The organism is Cytobacillus sp. C11.1, assembly GCF_058145115.1.
In genome coordinates this window covers 885,509-905,938 of the sequence record NZ_CM176935.1, presented here as the reverse complement: position 1 = coordinate 905,938, position 20,430 = coordinate 885,509, and the positions used below count along the sequence as shown (strand labels likewise).

10 protein-coding genes, 2 tRNA genes and 3 rRNA genes are annotated in these 20,430 nt (G+C 43.4%); 14 read left to right on the top strand and 1 reads right to left on the bottom strand.

Annotation, left to right across the window (positions count from 1 at the left end; all coding sequences use genetic code 11):
* The first annotated feature begins 455 nt into the window (after positions 1-455).
* The 13 genes from dnaA (at position 456) to rrf (ending at position 16,959) form a co-directional block, all read left to right on the top strand.
* Positions 456-1,802, top strand: coding sequence for a chromosomal replication initiator protein DnaA (gene dnaA, locus AC3ZVC_RS04650; protein WP_490066533.1), 1,347 nt, complete (start codon positions 456-458; stop codon positions 1,800-1,802).
* A 177-nt stretch (positions 1,803-1,979) separates the two neighbouring features.
* Positions 1,980-3,116 (top strand): DNA polymerase III subunit beta, encoded by a 1,137-nt coding sequence (gene dnaN, locus AC3ZVC_RS04645; protein WP_490066530.1) that lies wholly within the window; start codon positions 1,980-1,982, stop codon positions 3,114-3,116.
* Positions 3,117-3,437: 321 nt separating this feature from the next.
* Positions 3,438-3,647, top strand: coding sequence for a S4 domain-containing protein YaaA (yaaA, locus tag AC3ZVC_RS04640; RefSeq protein WP_490066527.1), 210 nt, complete (start codon positions 3,438-3,440; stop codon positions 3,645-3,647).
* A gap of 43 nt (positions 3,648-3,690) precedes the next feature.
* The gene (gene recF / locus AC3ZVC_RS04635; RefSeq protein WP_490066523.1) at positions 3,691-4,809 is read left to right on the top strand and encodes a DNA replication/repair protein RecF; all 1,119 of its coding nucleotides are present in this window, start codon (positions 3,691-3,693) and stop codon (positions 4,807-4,809) included.
* Positions 4,810-4,818: 9 nt separating this feature from the next.
* A complete protein-coding gene (gene remB, locus AC3ZVC_RS04630; RefSeq protein WP_490066517.1) occupies positions 4,819-5,067 on the top strand; it encodes an extracellular matrix regulator RemB in 249 nt (82 codons plus the stop codon).
* A gap of 98 nt (positions 5,068-5,165) precedes the next feature.
* Positions 5,166-7,088 carry a DNA topoisomerase (ATP-hydrolyzing) subunit B gene (gene gyrB, locus AC3ZVC_RS04625; protein ID WP_490068829.1) on the top strand — a complete coding sequence of 641 codons (1,923 nt, stop codon included), beginning with the start codon at positions 5,166-5,168 and terminating at the stop codon, positions 7,086-7,088.
* 504 nt (positions 7,089-7,592) lie between these two features.
* Entirely contained in the window at positions 7,593-10,115 is a 2,523-nt protein-coding gene (gyrA, locus tag AC3ZVC_RS04620) for a DNA gyrase subunit A (RefSeq protein ID WP_490066515.1), read from the top strand.
* Between the two features lie 91 nt (positions 10,116-10,206).
* Positions 10,207-11,292: an HD-GYP domain-containing protein gene (locus AC3ZVC_RS04615; protein ID WP_490066512.1), complete on the top strand. Its 1,086-nt coding sequence runs from the start codon at positions 10,207-10,209 to the stop codon at positions 11,290-11,292.
* Between the two features lie 387 nt (positions 11,293-11,679).
* Positions 11,680-13,229 (top strand): 16S ribosomal RNA (locus tag AC3ZVC_RS04610).
* Positions 13,230-13,320: 91 nt separating this feature from the next.
* Positions 13,321-13,397: transfer RNA gene (locus tag AC3ZVC_RS04605), tRNA-Ile, on the top strand.
* Positions 13,398-13,406: 9 nt separating this feature from the next.
* Positions 13,407-13,482, top strand: a tRNA-Ala gene (locus tag AC3ZVC_RS04600).
* A 348-nt stretch (positions 13,483-13,830) separates the two neighbouring features.
* Positions 13,831-16,765: ribosomal RNA gene (locus AC3ZVC_RS04595) — 23S ribosomal RNA — on the top strand.
* A gap of 77 nt (positions 16,766-16,842) precedes the next feature.
* Positions 16,843-16,959: ribosomal RNA gene (rrf, locus tag AC3ZVC_RS04590) — 5S ribosomal RNA — on the top strand.
* The 16S, 23S and 5S rRNA genes sit together here with 2 tRNA genes alongside, the layout of an rRNA operon.
* A gap of 684 nt (positions 16,960-17,643) precedes the next feature.
* Here rrf and AC3ZVC_RS04585 read toward each other — a convergent pair.
* Positions 17,644-18,600 (bottom strand): YaaC family protein, encoded by a 957-nt coding sequence (locus AC3ZVC_RS04585; protein ID WP_490066509.1) that lies wholly within the window; start codon positions 18,598-18,600, stop codon positions 17,644-17,646.
* 112 nt (positions 18,601-18,712) lie between these two features.
* On the opposite strand from AC3ZVC_RS04585, the gene guaB reads away from it, so the two are divergent.
* The gene (gene guaB / locus AC3ZVC_RS04580) at positions 18,713-20,176 is read left to right on the top strand and encodes an IMP dehydrogenase (protein ID WP_490066506.1); all 1,464 of its coding nucleotides are present in this window, start codon (positions 18,713-18,715) and stop codon (positions 20,174-20,176) included.
* Positions 20,177-20,430: the final 254 nt, after the last annotated feature.

The window sequence follows — 20,430 nt, the reverse complement described above, 5'->3', positions numbered from 1 at the left end:
AAAGTCAACACTTTGCTTTGAATTTTATTCAAAACCCCTCTGTGGATAATTTTTCGACAGAACTTTCATTATCCACATCACATATCGACAAGTTTTTCACACAAACAGGGGCTGTGGACAATTTTTATGCACACGATAGAGGACTTGTGGATAAAGGTTTAAAAAGCATTGCAACCATTAGGATTATCTGTTATCATTATTGTGTTTTCACACTTAATAAATCATAGCGCATATCTTCATTATCCACAGATTGTGGATAACATGTGGACAGGTTATCCAAGGGGTTTGTAAAAGTTTGTCCACAGACAGTGGATACTGTCGAAATTCCACTTTACTTCCTTATTATATAATTTTCCACATAAACAGTTTCGTATATTTATAAAATAAAGGGTTGTACAGCTTGTATAACCTATAGTTTTTGTTGCACGAAACTAACGGCAAAGGAGGGATATCTATTGGAAAACATTGCGGATCTTTGGAATAACGCTCTTGCCAATATCGAAAAGAAAATCAGCAAACCAAGCTTTGATACATGGTTAAAATCGACAAAAGCTCATTCACTTCAAGGCGATACTTTAGTGGTCAAGGCCCCGAATGAGTTTGCCCGTGATTGGCTGGAAGAGCGCTATTCCCAACTGATCTCCGGAATTCTTTATGACATTACTGGTGAAGAGTTAGGGGTAAAATTTATCATTCCGCAAAATCAGAGTGAAGAAGAGGTGGATCTACCGGTTCCGCCAAAAAAGAAAAAAACAGAGGAAGATCTGCCTGAATTGCCATTAACCATGCTTAATCCTAAGTATACATTTGATACTTTTGTTATTGGATCGGGTAACCGCTTCGCACATGCAGCTTCACTTGCAGTTGCCGAAGCACCCGCAAAGGCGTATAATCCACTATTTATTTATGGGGGAGTTGGGCTGGGTAAAACCCATCTCATGCATGCAATCGGCCATTATGTATTAGATCATAATCCATCTGCTAAAGTAGTTTACTTATCTTCCGAGAAGTTTACGAACGAATTCATTAACTCAATCAGAGACAACAAAGCGGGAGATTTCCGCAATAAATATCGAAACGTGGATGTTCTTCTTATCGATGATATTCAGTTTTTAGCTGGAAAAGAACAAACCCAAGAGGAATTTTTCCATACATTTAATACATTGCATGAAGAAAGTAAGCAAATCATTATCTCAAGTGACCGGCCGCCAAAAGAAATTCCGACACTTGAAGATCGTCTTCGCTCCAGATTCGAATGGGGGCTTATTACCGATATAACTCCGCCTGATCTGGAAACGCGTATTGCGATCTTACGAAAAAAAGCAAAAGCAGAGGGACTCGACATACCAAACGAAGTCATGCTGTATATTGCCAATCAAATTGATTCAAACATACGTGAACTAGAGGGTGCGCTTATTCGTGTAGTTGCCTATTCCTCTTTAATAAATAAAGATATAAATGCTGATCTTGCAGCAGAAGCATTAAAGGATATCATTCCAAGCTCCAAGCCAAAGGTTATCACAATCCATGAAATTCAAAGGGTAGTGGGTGAACATTTTAATGTGAAGCTTGAGGACTTTAAAGCGAAGAAAAGAACGAAATCAGTTGCATTTCCGCGGCAAATTGCCATGTATTTATCCAGGGAATTAACAGATTTTTCTCTTCCTAAAATTGGGGAAGAATTTGGCGGAAGGGACCACACAACTGTCATTCACGCCCATGAAAAAATTTCAAAAATGCTTCAGTCAGATTCTCAATTCGAGAAACAGATCAAAGAAATAAATGAATTGCTCAAGGTATAACTGTGCATAACTTGACCTAACTTACACACAGTCTGTCCACATGTGGATAGGCTGTGTTTCCTTTCGAAAAACGCAGTTATCCACATGTTAACAGGCCCTACTAGTACTTCTATTATTTTTTTATAAAATATATATATATTCATTAGGCCATTAAAATATGCTTGGAGGATTAAAAAAATGAGATTTATAATCCAGCGGGATCGTTTGGTTCAGAGCGTCCAGGATGTAATGAAAGCTGTAACTAGCAGAACAACCATTCCTATCTTAACAGGTATTAAAATCGTTGCTTCAGAAGAAGGAGTCACATTAACAGGAAGTGATTCCGATATTTCAATCGAATCTTTTATTCCAAAAGAGGAAGACGGAGATGAAATTGTTGAAATCAAACAGCCTGGTGCAATCGTGCTGCAGGCAAGATTCTTTAGTGAGATTGTTAAAAAACTTCCTACTGACAGTGTTGAAATCCATGTCGAAAACCACCTTCAGACTGTTATCCGTTCAGGTAAGTCCGAGTTTAACTTAAATGGATTGGATGCAGAGGAGTATCCTCACTTACCTCAAATTGAGGAAGAGAATGTTTTTAAAATCCCGACGGACCTATTAAAGGCGATGGTCCGCCAGACTGTTTTTGCAGTGTCCACCTCAGAAACACGCCCTATCTTGACAGGTGTAAACTGGAAGGTGGAAAACGGCACTTTAACCTGTATTGCAACAGATAGCCACAGGCTAGCATTAAGGAAAGCCCAAGTCGAAACAAATGCCAACGAAAATTACAATGTTGTCATTCCAGGCAAAAGCTTAAGTGAATTGAGCAAGATCCTTGATGACAATAATGATCTGATTGATATTGTCATTACCGAAAACCAGGTATTGTTTAAAGCCGAACATTTGCTGTTCTTCTCAAGGCTGCTTGAAGGAAATTATCCGGATACTTCCAGGTTAATTCCAACAGACAGCAAGACAGATGTAGTTGTTAACACGAAGGAATTCCTTCAGGCAATTGACCGTGCCTCATTATTGGCAAAAGAAGGACGAAATAATGTGGTCAAGCTTTCCACCATTGAAGGCGGAGTAATTGAAATTTCATCCAATACGCCGGAAATCGGAAAGGTTGTCGAAGAGGTCCAAAGCCAATCTGTTGAAGGAGAAGAATTAAAGATCTCCTTTAGTGCGAAATTCATGATGGATGCCCTAAAAGCCCTTGAAGGCTCAGAAATTACTGTAAGCTTTACTGGCGCTATGCGGCCATTTATTATAAAACCGTTAAATGACGACTCAATCCTGCAATTGATTCTTCCAGTTAGAACATATTAAGACTAATAATGGAGCTGCCGGCCGTTGCCGGCGGCTTACTTTTTTTATGCAAGAAAGCATCTGCCTGTAATTGGACGGATTAAGCGCCATGAACTGTATGGTCGGATAAGCAAAACGATGGCCAAAGGAGTCCGAATATCGGCAAACTGCAGGGGAATAATAAATATTAAAGGCTATAGCGGGTTTTCTTTGTGTATCTGAGATTTATTTAGTAAAATAGAATATTAGATAACATTCTAGAAATTGTTGTGCTTGGTGCATGATAAAACAGGATTTCTCCGCATAGCACATAAAGTCTGACAATGGGAAAGAGTGAATAATATGACGGAAGTACAAATCGATACGGAATATATTACATTGGGCCAATTCCTGAAAGCTGCCGATGTGATTCAAACTGGCGGAATGGCTAAATGGTTTTTAAGTGAGTACGAAGTTTTTGTAAATGGAGAACAGGATCAAAGACGGGGAAGAAAGCTAAGAACAGGAGATAAAGTGGAAATTCCCACTGTTGGTGAATTTACTATCGTTTAACTGGCTGTTTTTAAGCTCCATACCCTAAAAGGATGTAGCGTCTATGTATATAGAGCAATTGCTTTTAAAAAACTACCGGAATTACGAAGATCTGGAAGTCAATTTTGAGAATAAAGTGAACGTTATTTTGGGAGAAAATGCCCAGGGGAAGACTAATGTCATGGAATCTATCTATGTACTTGCGATGGCAAAGTCCCATAGGACATCAAATGACAAAGATCTTATTCGCTGGGATCAAGATTATGCTAAAATAGAAGGAAGGGTCCAAAGAAGCCATGGGTCCCTGCCGATGCAATTAGTGATAAGCAAAAAAGGCAAAAAAGCCAAATGCAATCATATAGAGCAGCAGAAATTAAGCCAGTATGTCGGCAATATGAATGTTGTTATGTTCGCGCCTGAAGACCTCCATCTTGTAAAAGGGAGCCCTCAAGTAAGGCGTCGTTTTATTGATATGGAGATTGGGCAGGTTTCACCTGTCTATTTGCATGATATTAGCCAATATCAAAAAATCCTCCAGCAGCGAAATCATTATTTAAAGATGCTTCAGATAAAAAAGCAGACTGACCATACCATGCTTGAAATTTTGACAGAACAATTTATAGAAATGGCTGCCAAGATTGTTTCCAAGCGGTTTGAATTTCTTAGATTGCTTGAAAATTGGGCAAAACCAATCCATGAAGGCATTTCAAGAGGGCTGGAGACCTTGAAAATTCAGTACAAGCCCTCTGCAGAGGTATCAGAAGAACAGGATTTGTCGAAAATGGTTAAAGTATACGAAGAAAAATTTTCAAAAGTGAAAAGCAGGGAAATCGAGCGGGGTGTCACCATGTTTGGTCCGCACCGGGATGACCTTATTTTTCATGTGAATGGGCGCGATGTGCAAACATTCGGTTCCCAGGGCCAGCAAAGGACGACAGCTCTATCCGTTAAGCTCGCTGAAATTGAACTGATCCATTCTGAAATAGGAGAGTATCCCATTCTCCTGCTTGATGATGTCCTCTCAGAACTGGATGATTACCGTCAATCCCACTTATTGAATACCATTCAAGGGAAGGTACAAACCTTTGTCACAACGACAAGCGTTGATGGAATAGACCACCAGACACTGAAAGAGGCAGCAGCCTTCAGTGTTGAAGCAGGAAGAATCAATAAGATTCAGTGAGGTGATCGCATGTACATCCATGTAGGTGAAGATGTGTTAGTCCGAGCAAGAGATATTGTGGCCATAATTGATAAAGAAAGCGCCATATCTTCCAAATATGCTGAAGAGTGTTTAGAACGCCAGGATGATTCAGTTATTAACCTCGCAAAAGGTTCTTACAAATCTGTTGTGGTAACGACAGGAAAAATCTATTTCTCCCCGCTGGCTTCAGGTACGTTGAAAAAAAGATCGCATAAATTAAGTGTTCATGAATTTTAAAAAAATTATAGTTTGGTGCATCTCTAAGTACAGCCAAGCTTTTTTATAGATTAGCGAATTTGGAATGCAAATGGAAAGTGTAGGTGACCGATGTGGCAATGGAGCAAAAGGCAGTACAGGAACAATCCTATGATGAGAATCAGATACAGGTTCTGGAGGGTCTGGAAGCAGTTCGAAAGCGTCCGGGAATGTATATCGGTTCAACAAGTGCCAAAGGCCTTCACCATCTCGTTTGGGAAATAGTCGATAATAGTATTGATGAAGCGCTGGCCGGATATTGTTCAGAGATCAATGTAATCATTGAAAAGGATAATAGTATTACTGTAGTCGATAATGGCCGTGGTATACCGGTTGGAATCCATGAAAAAATGGGGCGCCCGGCAGTTGAGGTTATTATGACAGTTCTTCATGCCGGTGGGAAATTTGGCGGCGGAGGATATAAGGTTTCCGGAGGTTTGCATGGTGTTGGTGCTTCTGTTGTAAATGCTCTCTCAACTGAATTGGAAGTGTTTGTCCATCGTGATGGAAAAAAATATTATCAAAAATTTGAGCGGGGAGTTCCAAGTGCTGATCTTGAAGTAATTGGAGAAGCAGACCATACTGGAACAACCATTCACTTTAAGCCTGACAGTGAAATTTTCACTGAAACACTTGAATATGATTATGAAACTCTGGCAAACCGTATTCGTGAATTAGCTTTCTTAAATAGAGGATTAACGATCACGATTGAAGATAAGCGTCAGGAAAATAAGAAAAATGAATATATGTACGAGGGCGGGATTAAATCGTACGTTGAACACTTGAATAGAACGAAAGAAGTTCTCCATGATGAGCCTATCTACATTGAGGGAGAACGTGAAGGCATTACGGTTGAAGTATCTATTCAGTATAACGATGGCTTCACAAGCAATATTTACTCTTTTGCCAATAATATTCATACGTATGAAGGCGGTACACATGAATCAGGCTTTAAAACGGCATTAACAAGAGTCATTAATGATTACGCCAGAAAAAACGGTGTCTTTAAAGAAAGCGATGCGAACCTTTCGGGCGAAGACGTCCGAGAAGGATTAACGGCAATCGTATCAATTAAACATCCGGATCCCCAGTTCGAAGGTCAGACAAAAACCAAGCTTGGGAACTCTGAAGTACGTGCTGCAACGGACACTATTTTCTCAGAAGCTCTTGAAAAATTCATGTTGGAAAACCCAACGGTAGCAAGAAGGATTGTAGAAAAGGGCCTAATGGCTGCGAGAGCAAGGCTGGCTGCCAAAAAAGCGAGAGAGCTTACGAGAAGAAAGAGTGCCCTTGAAGTTTCAAGCCTTCCGGGTAAACTTGCAGACTGTTCCTCTAAGGATCCATCTATCAGCGAAATCTATGTGGTTGAGGGTGACTCTGCAGGAGGTTCTGCCAAGCAAGGGCGTGACCGCCATTTCCAGGCGATCCTTCCTCTAAGAGGTAAAATTCTGAACGTAGAAAAGGCTCGTTTGGATAGAATACTATCCAATAATGAAGTCCGTGCCATAATTACTGCAATTGGAACCAGCATTGGCGAAGATTTTGATATCTCTAAAGCCCGTTATCATAAGATTGTAATCATGACTGATGCGGATGTTGATGGAGCACATATCCGCACATTATTATTAACATTCTTTTACCGATATATGAGACAAATTATTGAAGCGGGCTACATTTACATTGCCCAGCCTCCGCTTTACAAGATACAGCAGGGCAAACGCATTGAGTATGCTTATAATGAGCGTGAACTGGAAAGAATCCTTGGCGAACTTCCAAGCCAGCCAAAGCCTGGAATTCAGCGCTATAAGGGTCTCGGAGAAATGAATCCTGGTCAGCTGTGGGAAACGACAATGAATCCGGAAACGAGAACGCTTCTCCAGGTAAACCTTGAAGATGCCATTGAAGCAGACGAAACGTTTGAAATACTAATGGGCGATAAAGTAGAACCGCGCCGTAATTTCATTGAAGAAAATGCGGTATATGTAAAGAATTTGGATATTTAAATTGTAGGCTGTGTTAACGCTCAATGTTGATTGGAGCGGAAGGCACGAGATCATCGAAAATGCTAACGCATTTTATTCGTGGAAGCTTATTCAATGTCCTGCGGGCGAAGCGTGTCAGCGGGAAACCCCACAGGCGCGAATGCGTAGAGGATGGTAGGACCGCCCGCGGAAAGCGAGTTTCTTGAGCGGGAATCAACAGGCCAATTTAACACAGTCAAATTGTAAAAGGGAACTTTCTGCACCAGGGAATTTCATAGTTGGGGTGCCATATGTGATGCCTCCGCTTTCTTTCAGGATAGGGTTTCTCTATCCTGCTTTTACATAGTAGGTTTATTCTGGTTGTTTTTAAGTTTATATCCCTTCCGATTTATTTAAAATAAAGCAAGAAGTGCAGGAGCTGCAGCCATCGTTTGCTTCTGCAGAGTAAATTCAGCTACACCTAAATGATAAGTAACAAGTGGATGTGCAGATCATCCCTAGTTTCTTTAAAGGAGGTTCCTTTAGATGGCCGATACACCTAATTCTCAAGTAAAAGAAATTAATATTAGCCAGGAAATGCGTTCATCTTTCCTGGATTATGCCATGAGCGTAATTGTCTCCCGTGCCCTTCCAGATGTAAGAGATGGCTTAAAGCCGGTACACCGAAGAATACTGTATGCTATGCATGACTTAGGAATGCATTCCGATAAACCATTTAAAAAATCCGCCCGTATCGTTGGGGAAGTTATCGGTAAGTACCATCCACATGGTGACTCTGCTGTTTATGACACAATGGTGCGTATGGCTCAGGATTTCAACTATCGCTATATGCTTGTTGATGGTCACGGAAACTTTGGTTCTGTTGATGGAGATGCGGCAGCTGCCATGCGTTACACAGAGGCACGAATGTCCAAGATCTCGATGGAGCTTTTGCGTGATATCAATAAAGACACGATCGATTATCAGGATAACTACGACGGTGCCGAAAGAGAACCTGTCGTACTTCCTTCACGCTTCCCTAATTTGCTTGTAAACGGAACATCCGGGATTGCCGTAGGCATGGCTACCAATATTCCTCCACACCAGCTTGGTGAAGTGATTGAGGGGGTTCTGGCAATAAGCCAGGAGCCCGATCTAAGTGTTCAAGAGCTAATGGAAATTATTCCAGGCCCTGATTTTCCAACTGCGGGATTAATTTTAGGACGGAGCGGAATCCGCAAAGCTTACGAAACCGGACGTGGCTCTATTACATTAAGAGCTAAGGTCGAAATTGAGGAAAAGTCAAATGGGAAAGAAGTTATTATTGTTAATGAACTTCCTTACCAGGTGAATAAGGCTAAACTGATTGAAAAAATAGCAGAACTTGTGCGTGATAAGCGTATTGACGGCATTACTGATTTGCGTGATGAATCTGATCGAAACGGAATGCGCATTGTCATGGAAGTCCGTAAAGATGCAAATGCCAATGTTTTGCTGAACAACCTTTATAAGCAAACAGCCCTCCAGACTAGTTTTGGAATTAACTTGCTTGCTCTTGTAGATGGCCAGCCTAAGGTACTTAATTTAAAACAGTGCCTTCAATATTATCTGGATCACCAAAAGGTAGTTATTCGCCGCAGAACTGAATTTGAACTTAAAAAGGCTGAAGCCCGTGCACATATTTTGGAAGGATTGAGGATTGCGCTCGACCATCTTGATGAGGTTATTAGTCTAATCCGCAGTTCCCAGACCACTGATATTGCACGTGAAGGCTTAATGACAAAATTCAATCTTTCTGAGAAACAGGCTCAGGCTATTCTTGATATGCGCTTACAGCGTCTGACAGGTTTAGAGCGCGAAAAGATTGAAGACGAATATTCAGCCCTTGTAACGCTTATTTCCGAATTAAAGGCTATTTTGGCTGATGAAGAAAAAGTACTGGAAATTATCCGTGAAGAACTAAATGAAATCAAAGAGCGCTTTAACGATAAACGCCGTACTGAAATCGTGGCTGGCGGCATCGAGCAAATCGAAGACGAAGATTTAATTCCGCGTGAAAATATTGTTCTTACTTTAACTCACAAAGGTTATATCAAGCGTCTCCCTGTATCCACCTACCGTGCACAAAAACGAGGCGGCCGGGGAATACAGGGAATGGGTACGAATGAGGATGACTTCGTTGAGCATCTCATTACGACTTCTACGCATGATACAATTCTTTTCTTTACGAATAAAGGAAAGGTGTATCGCGCTAAAGGATATGAAATCCCTGAATTTAGCCGTACGGCTAAAGGGATTCCGATCATTAACCTTCTTGGTGTTGATAAGGACGAATGGGTAAATGCCATCATTCCGGTGGAAGAATTTGCCGATGATTGGTTCCTATTCTTTACGACAAAAAAAGGAATATCCAAGCGTTCACCGTTATCATCCTTTGCGAATATACGAAACAACGGCTTAATTGCCTTGAATCTGCGTGAAGATGATGAACTGATATCAGTTCGTTTAACTGATGGCAGCAAGGAAATCATTATTGGCACAAGCCATGGTATGCTGATCCGATTCCCTGAAGATGATGTCCGTTCTATGGGCAGAACAGCTACCGGGGTAAAAGGAATTAGCTTAAGCAGGGATGACGAAGTAGTTGGCATGGAAGTGCTTGAAGACGACACTCAAATCCTGATTGTAACGAAAAATGGATACGGAAAACGTACTCCTGCTGAGGAATACCGCGTCCAGGGAAGAGGCGGTAAAGGCATCAAAACTTGCAATATTACCGATAAGAACGGAAGCCTTGTTTCCATGAAAGCTGTTACAGGGGAAGAAGACGTTATGCTTATCACAACAGGCGGCGTATTAATCCGTATGGCTGTCAGCGATATTTCAACAATGGGCAGAAACACGCAAGGTGTAAGATTAATTCGCATAAATGAAGACGCTGGTGAAGCAGTATCAACGGTAGCAAAGGTTGAAAAAGAGGAAGAAAAAGATGACGAAGAACTAACAAAGCCTCTTGAAAATGCTGAGACCCTTTCAGAGGAAGAAGTTAATGGGGATGACGAGGAGTAATTTTTTTAGGAACACATTATTTGTGTTCCTTTTTTTGTCCAGATATTGTAAAATAGTATAAAAGACTCATTATATTTGGAGTGTGGAAACGGTGCGTGTGTATATTCAGGAATTGCAAGAGGGCTGTATCTTATCAGAAGATGTTTTTAGCATGACCAATCGTCCGATCATTAGCCAAAAGACCGTCCTTACAAAAGAATTGCTTCAAATTTTGAAGATATTTTTAATTGGAGAGGCTGTAGTGGAAAAAACATTAGTGAATGGGATGCCTTTCATTCCTGCTGAAGTAATTGAAGATGTCCAGAGTACCCAGGAAACAAAAGGAAATGACTCAAACTTTTTAGATACTTTTTTAATAGGAGTTCAAAATTATAAAAAGGAATTTCTCGCCTGGCAGTCAGGATTGCCAATCGATATCGCAAAAATTAGAAATATAATGATCCCCCTCATTGACAAAATGGAGAGGAACCCTTCCGGAATTTTCTCCCTGCATCATTTATCCACTAATGAAGGCTATTTGTATCAGCATTCAGTGGCAGTTGGAATCATAAGTGCATTTATAGGAAAGAAATTAAATTTTAACAAAGGGGAAGTTTTGCAATTGGCTCTTGGGGGCTGTCTTGCTGATGCAGGCATGGCAAAAATAAATCCTGTTATCCTGCAAAAGAATACTTCGTTAAGCTCTGAAGAATTTGAGGATATAAAAAGGCATTCCACCCATAGTTTTAAAATGGTCCAAAATATTTCTCTCTTAAGGGAGAGTACGAAGATTGGCATTTTTCAGCATCATGAACGGCTAGATGGCAGCGGTTATCCTTTTGGTGAAGAAGGCAGTAAAATCAATCAAACTGGAAAGATAATTGCCGTAGCAGATGCCTTCCATGCTATGACCTCTCAGAGGCTCTACCGGCGAAAGCAATCCCCTTTCAAAGTGCTTGAGATGCTTCTTCAGGATAGCTTTGGAAAATATGATATCCAATCCATTCAGGCCTTGGGATCCGGAATAATGACATTTTCTATTGGCAGCCGGGTTAAGCTTTCAGATGGACAGAATGCTGAAATCCTCTTTATAGAAGAAAAATCACCGACAAGGCCTTTAGTTAAAATAGAAGATACTGGGGAGATTATTCATTTAGAAAAAAACCGCCAGCTATTTATAGACGAAGTATTGAAATAGACTGTTTATTTGCGGTCTATTTTTTATTAGATCTTTTTTATTGGCTCTGTTAAATTTCAACAGGGTGCTTAAAAACAACAATAAGCTTTAACAGAGCCTATTTATTAAGAACTTATTTCATCATTGGTTACTGATTAAATAACTTTCTTTTAAAAAACACTTGCAAATAGAATGTCTGACTGATATACTAATTCAAGTCAGCAAGAGATGAACAACTTCATCAATAAGCTTTTTATAAAAACTTGTTGACATTGAATATCAGAAATGATATATTAATAAAGTCGCTTCTGAGCGGCGGATTGATCTTTGAAAACTGAACGAACAAAAACGTCAACGTTAATTCTTTAGTCTTTTTTAAAAAGACAACTTATGAGCTTAATCAACTCTTATATGGAGAGTTTGATCCTGGCTCAGGACGAACGCTGGCGGCGTGCCTAATACATGCAAGTCGAGCGGACGGATGGGAGCTTGCTCCCTGAAGTCAGCGGCGGACGGGTGAGTAACACGTGGGCAACCTGCCTGTAAGACTGGGATAACTTCGGGAAACCGGAGCTAATACCGGATAACTCTTTCCCTCACATGAGGGAAAGCTGAAAGATGGTTTCGGCTATCACTTACAGATGGGCCCGCGGCGCATTAGCTAGTTGGTGAGGTAACGGCTCACCAAGGCAACGATGCGTAGCCGACCTGAGAGGGTGATCGGCCACACTGGGACTGAGACACGGCCCAGACTCCTACGGGAGGCAGCAGTAGGGAATCTTCCGCAATGGACGAAAGTCTGACGGAGCAACGCCGCGTGAGTGATGAAGGTTTTCGGATCGTAAAACTCTGTTGTTAGGGAAGAACAAGTACCGGAGTAACTGCCGGTACCTTGACGGTACCTAACCAGAAAGCCACGGCTAACTACGTGCCAGCAGCCGCGGTAATACGTAGGTGGCAAGCGTTGTCCGGAATTATTGGGCGTAAAGCGCGCGCAGGCGGTTCCTTAAGTCTGATGTGAAAGCCCCCGGCTCAACCGGGGAGGGTCATTGGAAACTGGGGAACTTGAGTGCAGAAGAGAAGAGTGGAATTCCACGTGTAGCGGTGAAATGCGTAGAGATGTGGAGGAACACCAGTGGCGAAGGCGACTCTTTGGTCTGTAACTGACGCTGAGGCGCGAAAGCGTGGGGAGCAAACAGGATTAGATACCCTGGTAGTCCACGCCGTAAACGATGAGTGCTAAGTGTTAGAGGGTTTCCGCCCTTTAGTGCTGCAGCAAACGCATTAAGCACTCCGCCTGGGGAGTACGGCCGCAAGGCTGAAACTCAAAGGAATTGACGGGGGCCCGCACAAGCGGTGGAGCATGTGGTTTAATTCGAAGCAACGCGAAGAACCTTACCAGGTCTTGACATCTCCTGACAACCCTAGAGATAGGGCGTTCCCCTTCGGGGGACAGGATGACAGGTGGTGCATGGTTGTCGTCAGCTCGTGTCGTGAGATGTTGGGTTAAGTCCCGCAACGAGCGCAACCCTTGATCTTAGTTGCCAGCATTCAGTTGGGCACTCTAAGGTGACTGCCGGTGACAAACCGGAGGAAGGTGGGGATGACGTCAAATCATCATGCCCCTTATGACCTGGGCTACACACGTGCTACAATGGATGGTACAAAGGGCTGCGAGACCGCGAGGTTAAGCGAATCCCATAAAACCATTCTCAGTTCGGATTGCAGGCTGCAACTCGCCTGCATGAAGCCGGAATCGCTAGTAATCGCGGATCAGCATGCCGCGGTGAATACGTTCCCGGGCCTTGTACACACCGCCCGTCACACCACGAGAGTTTGTAACACCCGAAGTCGGTGGGGTAACCTTTTGGAGCCAGCCGCCTAAGGTGGGACAGATGATTGGGGTGAAGTCGTAACAAGGTAGCCGTATCGGAAGGTGCGGCTGGATCACCTCCTTTCTAAGGATATTTACTTGAGACGTGACGTGTTTTGTTCGTTTAGTTTTGAGAGACCAATCTCTCAACAGTTAAATACTTTTACCTATTATGTGGGCCTATAGCTCAGCTGGTTAGAGCGCACGCCTGATAAGCGTGAGGTCGATGGTTCGAGTCCATTTAGGCCCACCATCTCATAATGGGGCCTTAGCTCAGCTGGGAGAGCGCCTGCTTTGCACGCAGGAGGTCAGCGGTTCGATCCCGCTAGGCTCCACCAACTATAACGAATCCGTTCGTTATTATTTTTTTTGCTCCTGCGCCGCAGTAGCTCGAGGAAGTAATCCCTCAGCTTGTCGCAAGGCAGCAATGAAGCTGTTCAAGTAGCAGCCTTGTTCCTTGAAAACTAGATAATGTTAATGAAGAAGCAATAACCGAGTAATCGCCATCTTAGTTTTTTTCTCTTATGTAAGTTTTTTAAAACCAAGTAAGAGCACAAACCATGAAGACGATGAGCGGCAAGAAGATCAAGGAAGCGACCGAACGAGCACCGGAGCGTACGAGAGTACGTGAGGAGCACAGTGACGGAGCTGACGCAGAGATTCGCAGTCGATCAGCGGCCGAAGTAGGTTAAGTTAGAAAGGGCGCACGGTGAATGCCTTGGCACTAGGAGCCGATGAAGGACGGGACTAACTCCGATATGCTTCGGGGAGCTGTAAGTAAGCTTTGATCCGGAGATTTCCGAATGGGGAAACCCCCTATCCGTAATGGGATAGGATCTTTACCTGAATACATAGGGTATGGAAGGCAGACCCGGGGAACTGAAACATCTAAGTACCCGGAGGAAGAGAAAGCAAACGCGATTCCCTGAGTAGCGGCGAGCGAAACGGGATTAGCCCAAACCAAGAGGCTTGCCTCTTGGGGTTGTAGGACACTCTACACGGAGTTACAAAGGAACGAGGTAAATGAACAGGTCTGGAAAGGCCGGCCAGAGAAGGTAAAAGCCCTGTAGTTGAAACTTCGTTCCCTCCAGAGTGGATCCTGAGTACGGCGGGACACGAGAAATCCCGTCGGAAGCAGGGAGGACCATCTCCCAAGGCTAAATACTCCCTAGTGACCGATAGTGAACCAGTACCGTGAGGGAAAGGTGAAAAGCACCCCGGAAGGGGAGTGAAAGAGAACCTGAAACCGTGTGCCTACAAGTAGTTAGAGCCCGTTAATGGGTGATAGCGTGCCTTTTGTAGAATGAACCGGCGAGTTACGATTACATGCGAGGTTAAGTTGATAAGACGGAGCCGCAGCGAAAGCGAGTCTGAATAGGGCGAATGAGTATGTGGTCGTAGACCCGAAACCAGGTGATGTACCCATGTCCAGGGTGAAGTCCAGGTAACACTGGATGGAGGCCCGAACCCACGCACGTTGAAAAGTGCGGGGATGAGGTGTGGGTAGCGGAGAAATTCCAATCGAACTTGGAGATAGCTGGTTCTCTCCGAAATAGCTTTAGGGCTAGCCTCATGTAGTAAGAGTCTTGGAGGTAGAGCACTGTTTGGACTAGGGGCCCTCATCGGGTTACCGAATTCAGACAAACTCCGAATGCCAAAGACTTATCCATGGGAGTCAGACTGCGAGTGATAGATCCGTAGTCAAGAGGGAAACAGCCCAGACCACCAGCTAAGGTCCCAAAGTATACGTTAAGTGGAAAAGGATGTGGAGTTGCTTAGACAACCAGGATGTTGGCTTAGAAGCAGCCACCATTTAAAGAGTGCGTAATAGCTCACTGGTCGAGTGACTCCGCGCCGAAAATGTACCGGGGCTAAACGTATCACCGAAGCTGTGGATGGACACCATTAGGTGTCCGTGGTAGGAGAGCGTTCTAAGGGCGTTGAAGCTAGACCGCAAGGACTGGTGGAGCGCTTAGAAGTGAGAATGCCGGTATGAGTAGCGAAAGATGGGTGAGAATCCCATCCACCGAATGCCTAAGGTTTCCTGAGGAAGGCTCGTCCGCTCAGGGTTAGTCGGGACCTAAGCCGAGGCTGAAAAGCGTAGGCGATGGACAACAGGTTGATATTCCTGTACCACCTCTTTACCGTTTGAGCAATGGGGGGACGCAGGAGGATAGGGTAAGCGCGCTGTTGGATATGCGCGTCCAAGCAGTTAGGCCGGTAACGAGGCAAATCCCGTTACCATACAGGCTGAGCTGTGACGGCGAGGGAAATTTAGTACCGAAGTTCCTGATTCCACACTGCCAAGAAAAGCCTCTAGCGAGGGAAAAGGTGCCCGTACCGCAAACCGACACAGGTAGGCGAGGAGAGAATCCTAAGGTGAGCGAGAGAACTCTCGTTAAGGAACTCGGCAAAATGACCCCGTAACTTCGGGAGAAGGGGTGCTCATTAGGGTGAATAGCCCTGATGAGCCGCAGTGAATAGGCCCAGGCGACTGTTTAGCAAAAACACAGGTCTCTGCGAAGCCGCAAGGCGAAGTATAGGGGCTGACGCCTGCCCGGTGCTGGAAGGTTAAGAGGAGAGGTTAGCGCAAGCGAAGCTTTGAATCGAAGCCCCAGTAAACGGCGGCCGTAACTATAACGGTCCTAAGGTAGCGAAATTCCTTGTCGGGTAAGTTCCGACCCGCACGAAAGGCGTAACGATCTGGGCACTGTCTCAACGAGAGACTCGGTGAAATTATAGTACCTGTGAAGATGCAGGTTACCCGCGACAGGACGGAAAGACCCCGTGGAGCTTTACTGTAGCCTGATATTGAATTTTGGTACAGCTTGTACAGGATAGGTAGGAGCCGTAGAAACCGGAGCGCCAGCTTCGGTGGAGGCGTCGGTGGGATACTACCCTGGCTGTATTGAAATTCTAACCCGCGCCCCTTATCGGGGCGGGAGACAGTGTCAGGTGGGCAGTTTGACTGGGGCGGTCGCCTCCTAAAAAGTAACGGAGGCGCCCAAAGGTTCCCTCAGAATGGTTGGAAATCATTCGCAGAGTGTAAAGGCACAAGGGAGCTTGACTGCGAGACCTACAAGTCGAGCAGGGACGAAAGTCGGGCTTAGTGATCCGGTGGTTCCGCATGGAAGGGCCATCGCTCAACGGATAAAAGCTACCCCGGGGATAACAGGCTTATCTCCCCCAAGAGTCCACATCGACGGGGAGGTTTGGCACCTCGATGTCGGCTCATCGCATCCTGGGGCTGTAGTCGGTCCCAAGGGTTGGGCTGTTCGCCCATTAAAGCGGTACGCGAGCTGGGTTCAGAACGTCGTGAGACAGTTCGGTCCCTATCCGTCGTGGGCGCAGGAAATTTGAGAGGAGCTGTCCTTAGTACGAGAGGACCGGGATGGACGCACCGCTGGTGTACCAGTTGTCTTGCCAAAGGCATCGCTGGGTAGCTATGTGCGGAAGGGATAAGTGCTGAAAGCATCTAAGCATGAAGCCCCCCTCGAGATGAGATTTCCCATAGCGTCAAGCTAGTAAGATCCCTGAAAGATGATCAGGTTGATAGGTCAGAGGTGGAAGCGTGGCGACATGTGGAGCTGACTGATACTAATCGATCGAGGACTTAACCAAGTTATTGGTGATACTCGGCAACACTTCTTCATGCATTATCTAGTTTTGAAGGAATGAACTTTCTTCAAACCAAATAGTCTGGTGGCGATAGCGAGAAGGTCACACCCGTTCCCATACCGAACACGGAAGTTAAGCTTCTCAGCGCCGATGGTAGTTGGGGGCTGTCCCCCTGTGAGAGTAGGACGCTGCCGGGCAAATGAAAGAGCACCTGATGGGTGCTCTTTTTTGTGTTTTTATTTATTTTCAGCTTATAAATATCGGTTATTTCTCTGAAGGAGACATTTTTTTGGCCACTCATCTTTGTTTTATAGCAAATAGCGGTCACTTTCTTAGTTTTTTCGGTCAGAGTCATATTTTATCAGTCACTTTTCTGATATATCGGTCAGATTTCATTTTTATCGGTCACTTTTTTAATATATCGGCCAGTTGGCTCTATGGCGCCTTTTGAGGCTGCATCCAACCCTATCAATTAAAAATGTATAATGTTATAGTCTGTTTGAATTATCTATACAATGAATAACTTTTTTTTATCAATTATTCCAGACCAAACAGATCCCTCAAAATGATGGCACCTTAAATAAAAGGCTCTGTTTAAGCTCATTATTGATATTTGCACCCTGTTGATTGGAGTGGAAGGAGCGAAATCCTCCCAAATGCATTAGCAATTCTTCGTGTGGTATTCATTCGAGAATGCAGATGCAACGTCTGGCGGGAGCAGCTAGTCAAAGGAAGCCCCCTCCCTCAGGCTTAATGCTTGAGGAGTGTCGGTACGCCAGCGGTTCGCTGCTCCTGTAGCGAAAATCAACAGGCACTTTTACAAAGCCAAATAAAAGAGGTATTTAGTTATTTGGAAATAATAAAAAATATATAATTCCTTCTTATTTTTTTCCAACCAAATACTGATAAATCAAAAACGGTCCCTTTTTAGCTGTAATTTGAAGAAAAGATTGGATAAATGGGTAGTCTTTATTTGGCATCATTTTAATTAGCTCGCTCCACCATTCAGTCTCATAGCGGGCGATCATGCTTAAGTTGTAAAGCAGTAAGTAATGGATCAGCAGTTCTGGATAATCAATAAGTCCTTCCTTGGTCAGGGGGAAGTAGAACTTATTATTCTCTGGGCTATATCTTAATGGCGTATAATTATATGTATTAATATCTTTCATAAAAAAGTTCAATGCTGAATCCTCAGATTCCTGTAAGCCAATTTTAGAGTCCGATTTTGATTGCAGGTATTCTACAAATCGGGATTCGGTCATATGGAAACAATCCAAAATCTTTTTGGGCATTCTAAATAAATCCTTCATCTGCTCCACTTCAAGAAAAGTATTTCTTCCTTCAGTCTGGCTGTATAAATAATTTAGTTCGGGTATTTGGCTGAATAGTTCCCCCATCGTTGCTTTTTCGCCTTCCAAATGTTTCATGTGAAACATTTTTTCTCCCATATACGGAAAGAGTCCGCTTTTTTGAAATTTCACTTCATCCTGAAAAAAGTTATATTGCTGCTTTTTTCTTTTTCGTGTTGAAACACCATGAGCCAGAACAGAAGTTGTTTCAGGGTAATTAGGATCGACCGTCAAAATGCAGGCCTTTACCAAATGGACAAGGCCATAAAAAAAGAGAATCGGCTTGATGATTAAAGGTGCCTTCTCTGCCTGCTCATAGTATACTTGTCCATGTTCAAGGTAGTATATAAAAGGATAGCTGTTTTCGTAACTTTTCTGTTCAGCCTGTTCCAGGTTAAGCTTTTGATAACAGTTTTTTAAAAATTCCTGTGAAGTGCTGGCTGAAAAAAAATATAAAAAGGAGTTTTTATGGTCATAAGGATGTATCATAGTAAAACCTCCGAATCTTTAGAAAAATCCAACATATTAATCTGTTCTTGACAGTATTTTGTCCAATTGATAACCTACTAATAATATTTTTGAGTCCAGGAGGTCAAAAAAGATGTGGGAAACTAAGTTTGTAAAAGAAGGTTTAACTTTTGATGATGTATTGCTTGTTCCATCGAAATCAGAGGTATTGCCGCGCGATGTTAGCCTGAAGGTGAACTTGACTGAAAAGATTTCACTCAATATCCCGATAATCAGTGCCGGGATGGATACTGTTACAGAAGCAGAAATGGCCATTTCAATGGCACGCCAGGGCGGCCTGGGAATTATCCATAAGAATATGTCCATTGAACAGCAGGCGGATCAAGTAGATAAAGTAAAGCGATCCGAAAGCGGCGTTATTACAGACCCATTTTTCCTCACTCCAGAACAACAAGTATTTGACGCAGAGCATTTGATGGGGAAATACCGGATTTCCGGTGTTCCAATTGTAAACAACACTGAGGAACAAAAACTTGTTGGCATTTTGACAAATCGTGACCTCCGCTTTATTCAGGACTATTCGATTAAAATTTCAGATGTGATGACGAAAGAAAACCTTGTGACTGCTTCTGTTGGAACAACATTAGACGAAGCAGAAAAAATACTTCAAAAGCATAAAATTGAAAAATTGCCGCTTGTCGATAATGATGGAGTTCTTAAAGGATTAATTACAATTAAGGATATTGAAAAAGTTATTGAGTTCCCGCATTCTGCAAAGGATGAACGCGGACGCCTGCTGGCAGGTGCAGCAGTTGGAGTTACTGGCGACACAATGAAGCGGGTTGAAATGCTTGTTAAGTCCCATGTGGATGTCATAGTGGTGGATACAGCCCACGGCCATTCAAAAGGTGTCCTGGATACTGTACGTGAAATTCGCAATACATATCCTGATTTGGCCATCATTGCAGGAAATGTTGCAACCGCTGAAGCTACAAGGGATTTGATTGAAGCAGGTGCAGATATTGTGAAGGTAGGAATTGGACCAGGTTCTATTTGTACAACACGTGTTGTTGCAGGTGTAGGTGTTCCACAGATTACAGCTGTTTATGACTGTGCAACTGAGGCGCGCAAGCATGGCAAAGCAATCATTGCTGATGGAGGCATTAAATACTCAGGAGATATCGTGAAGGCCTTGGCAGCAGGCGGCCATGCGGTGATGCTCGGAAGCTTGCTTGCCGGAGTATCTGAAAGCCCTGGTGAAACAGAAATATTCCAAGGGCGACGCTTCAAGGTATATAGAGGCATGGGCTCTGTCGCAGCTATGGAAAAAGGTTCAAAAGACCGTTACTTCCAGGAAGACAATAAAAAGTTTGTGCCAGAAGGAATTGAAGGACGCATTGCTTATAAGGGGCCTCTTGCTGAGACGATTTACCAGCTTATCGGAGGAATTCGTTCAGGTATGGGCTATTGCGGGACAAAGGATTTGAAGGATCTCCGTGAAAATGCACAATTTATTAAAATGACAGGTGCAGGCTTAAGGGAAAGCCATCCTCATGATGTGCAGATTACAAAGGAAGCGCCAAATTACTCATTATAATCTGTATGAAAGCAGAGAAGGGAAACCTTTTCTGTTTTTTTTTTGATGAAAGGTTAGGGGTAAGGAACTAGGAAAATATTAATAAAAGAATGTGGGTCTAACATGCCATTTCCATAAGGCAGGAATAGGTAATTACTCTATCTATTTTTTAAATAAGAGTTATGATAAAATAACAAAAGTGTATTAAAACGTTGGAGGGCAGTAAATTGAAAAAAACATTTTATCGTAAGTCTGTTGCGGGATTCCTTGCCTTG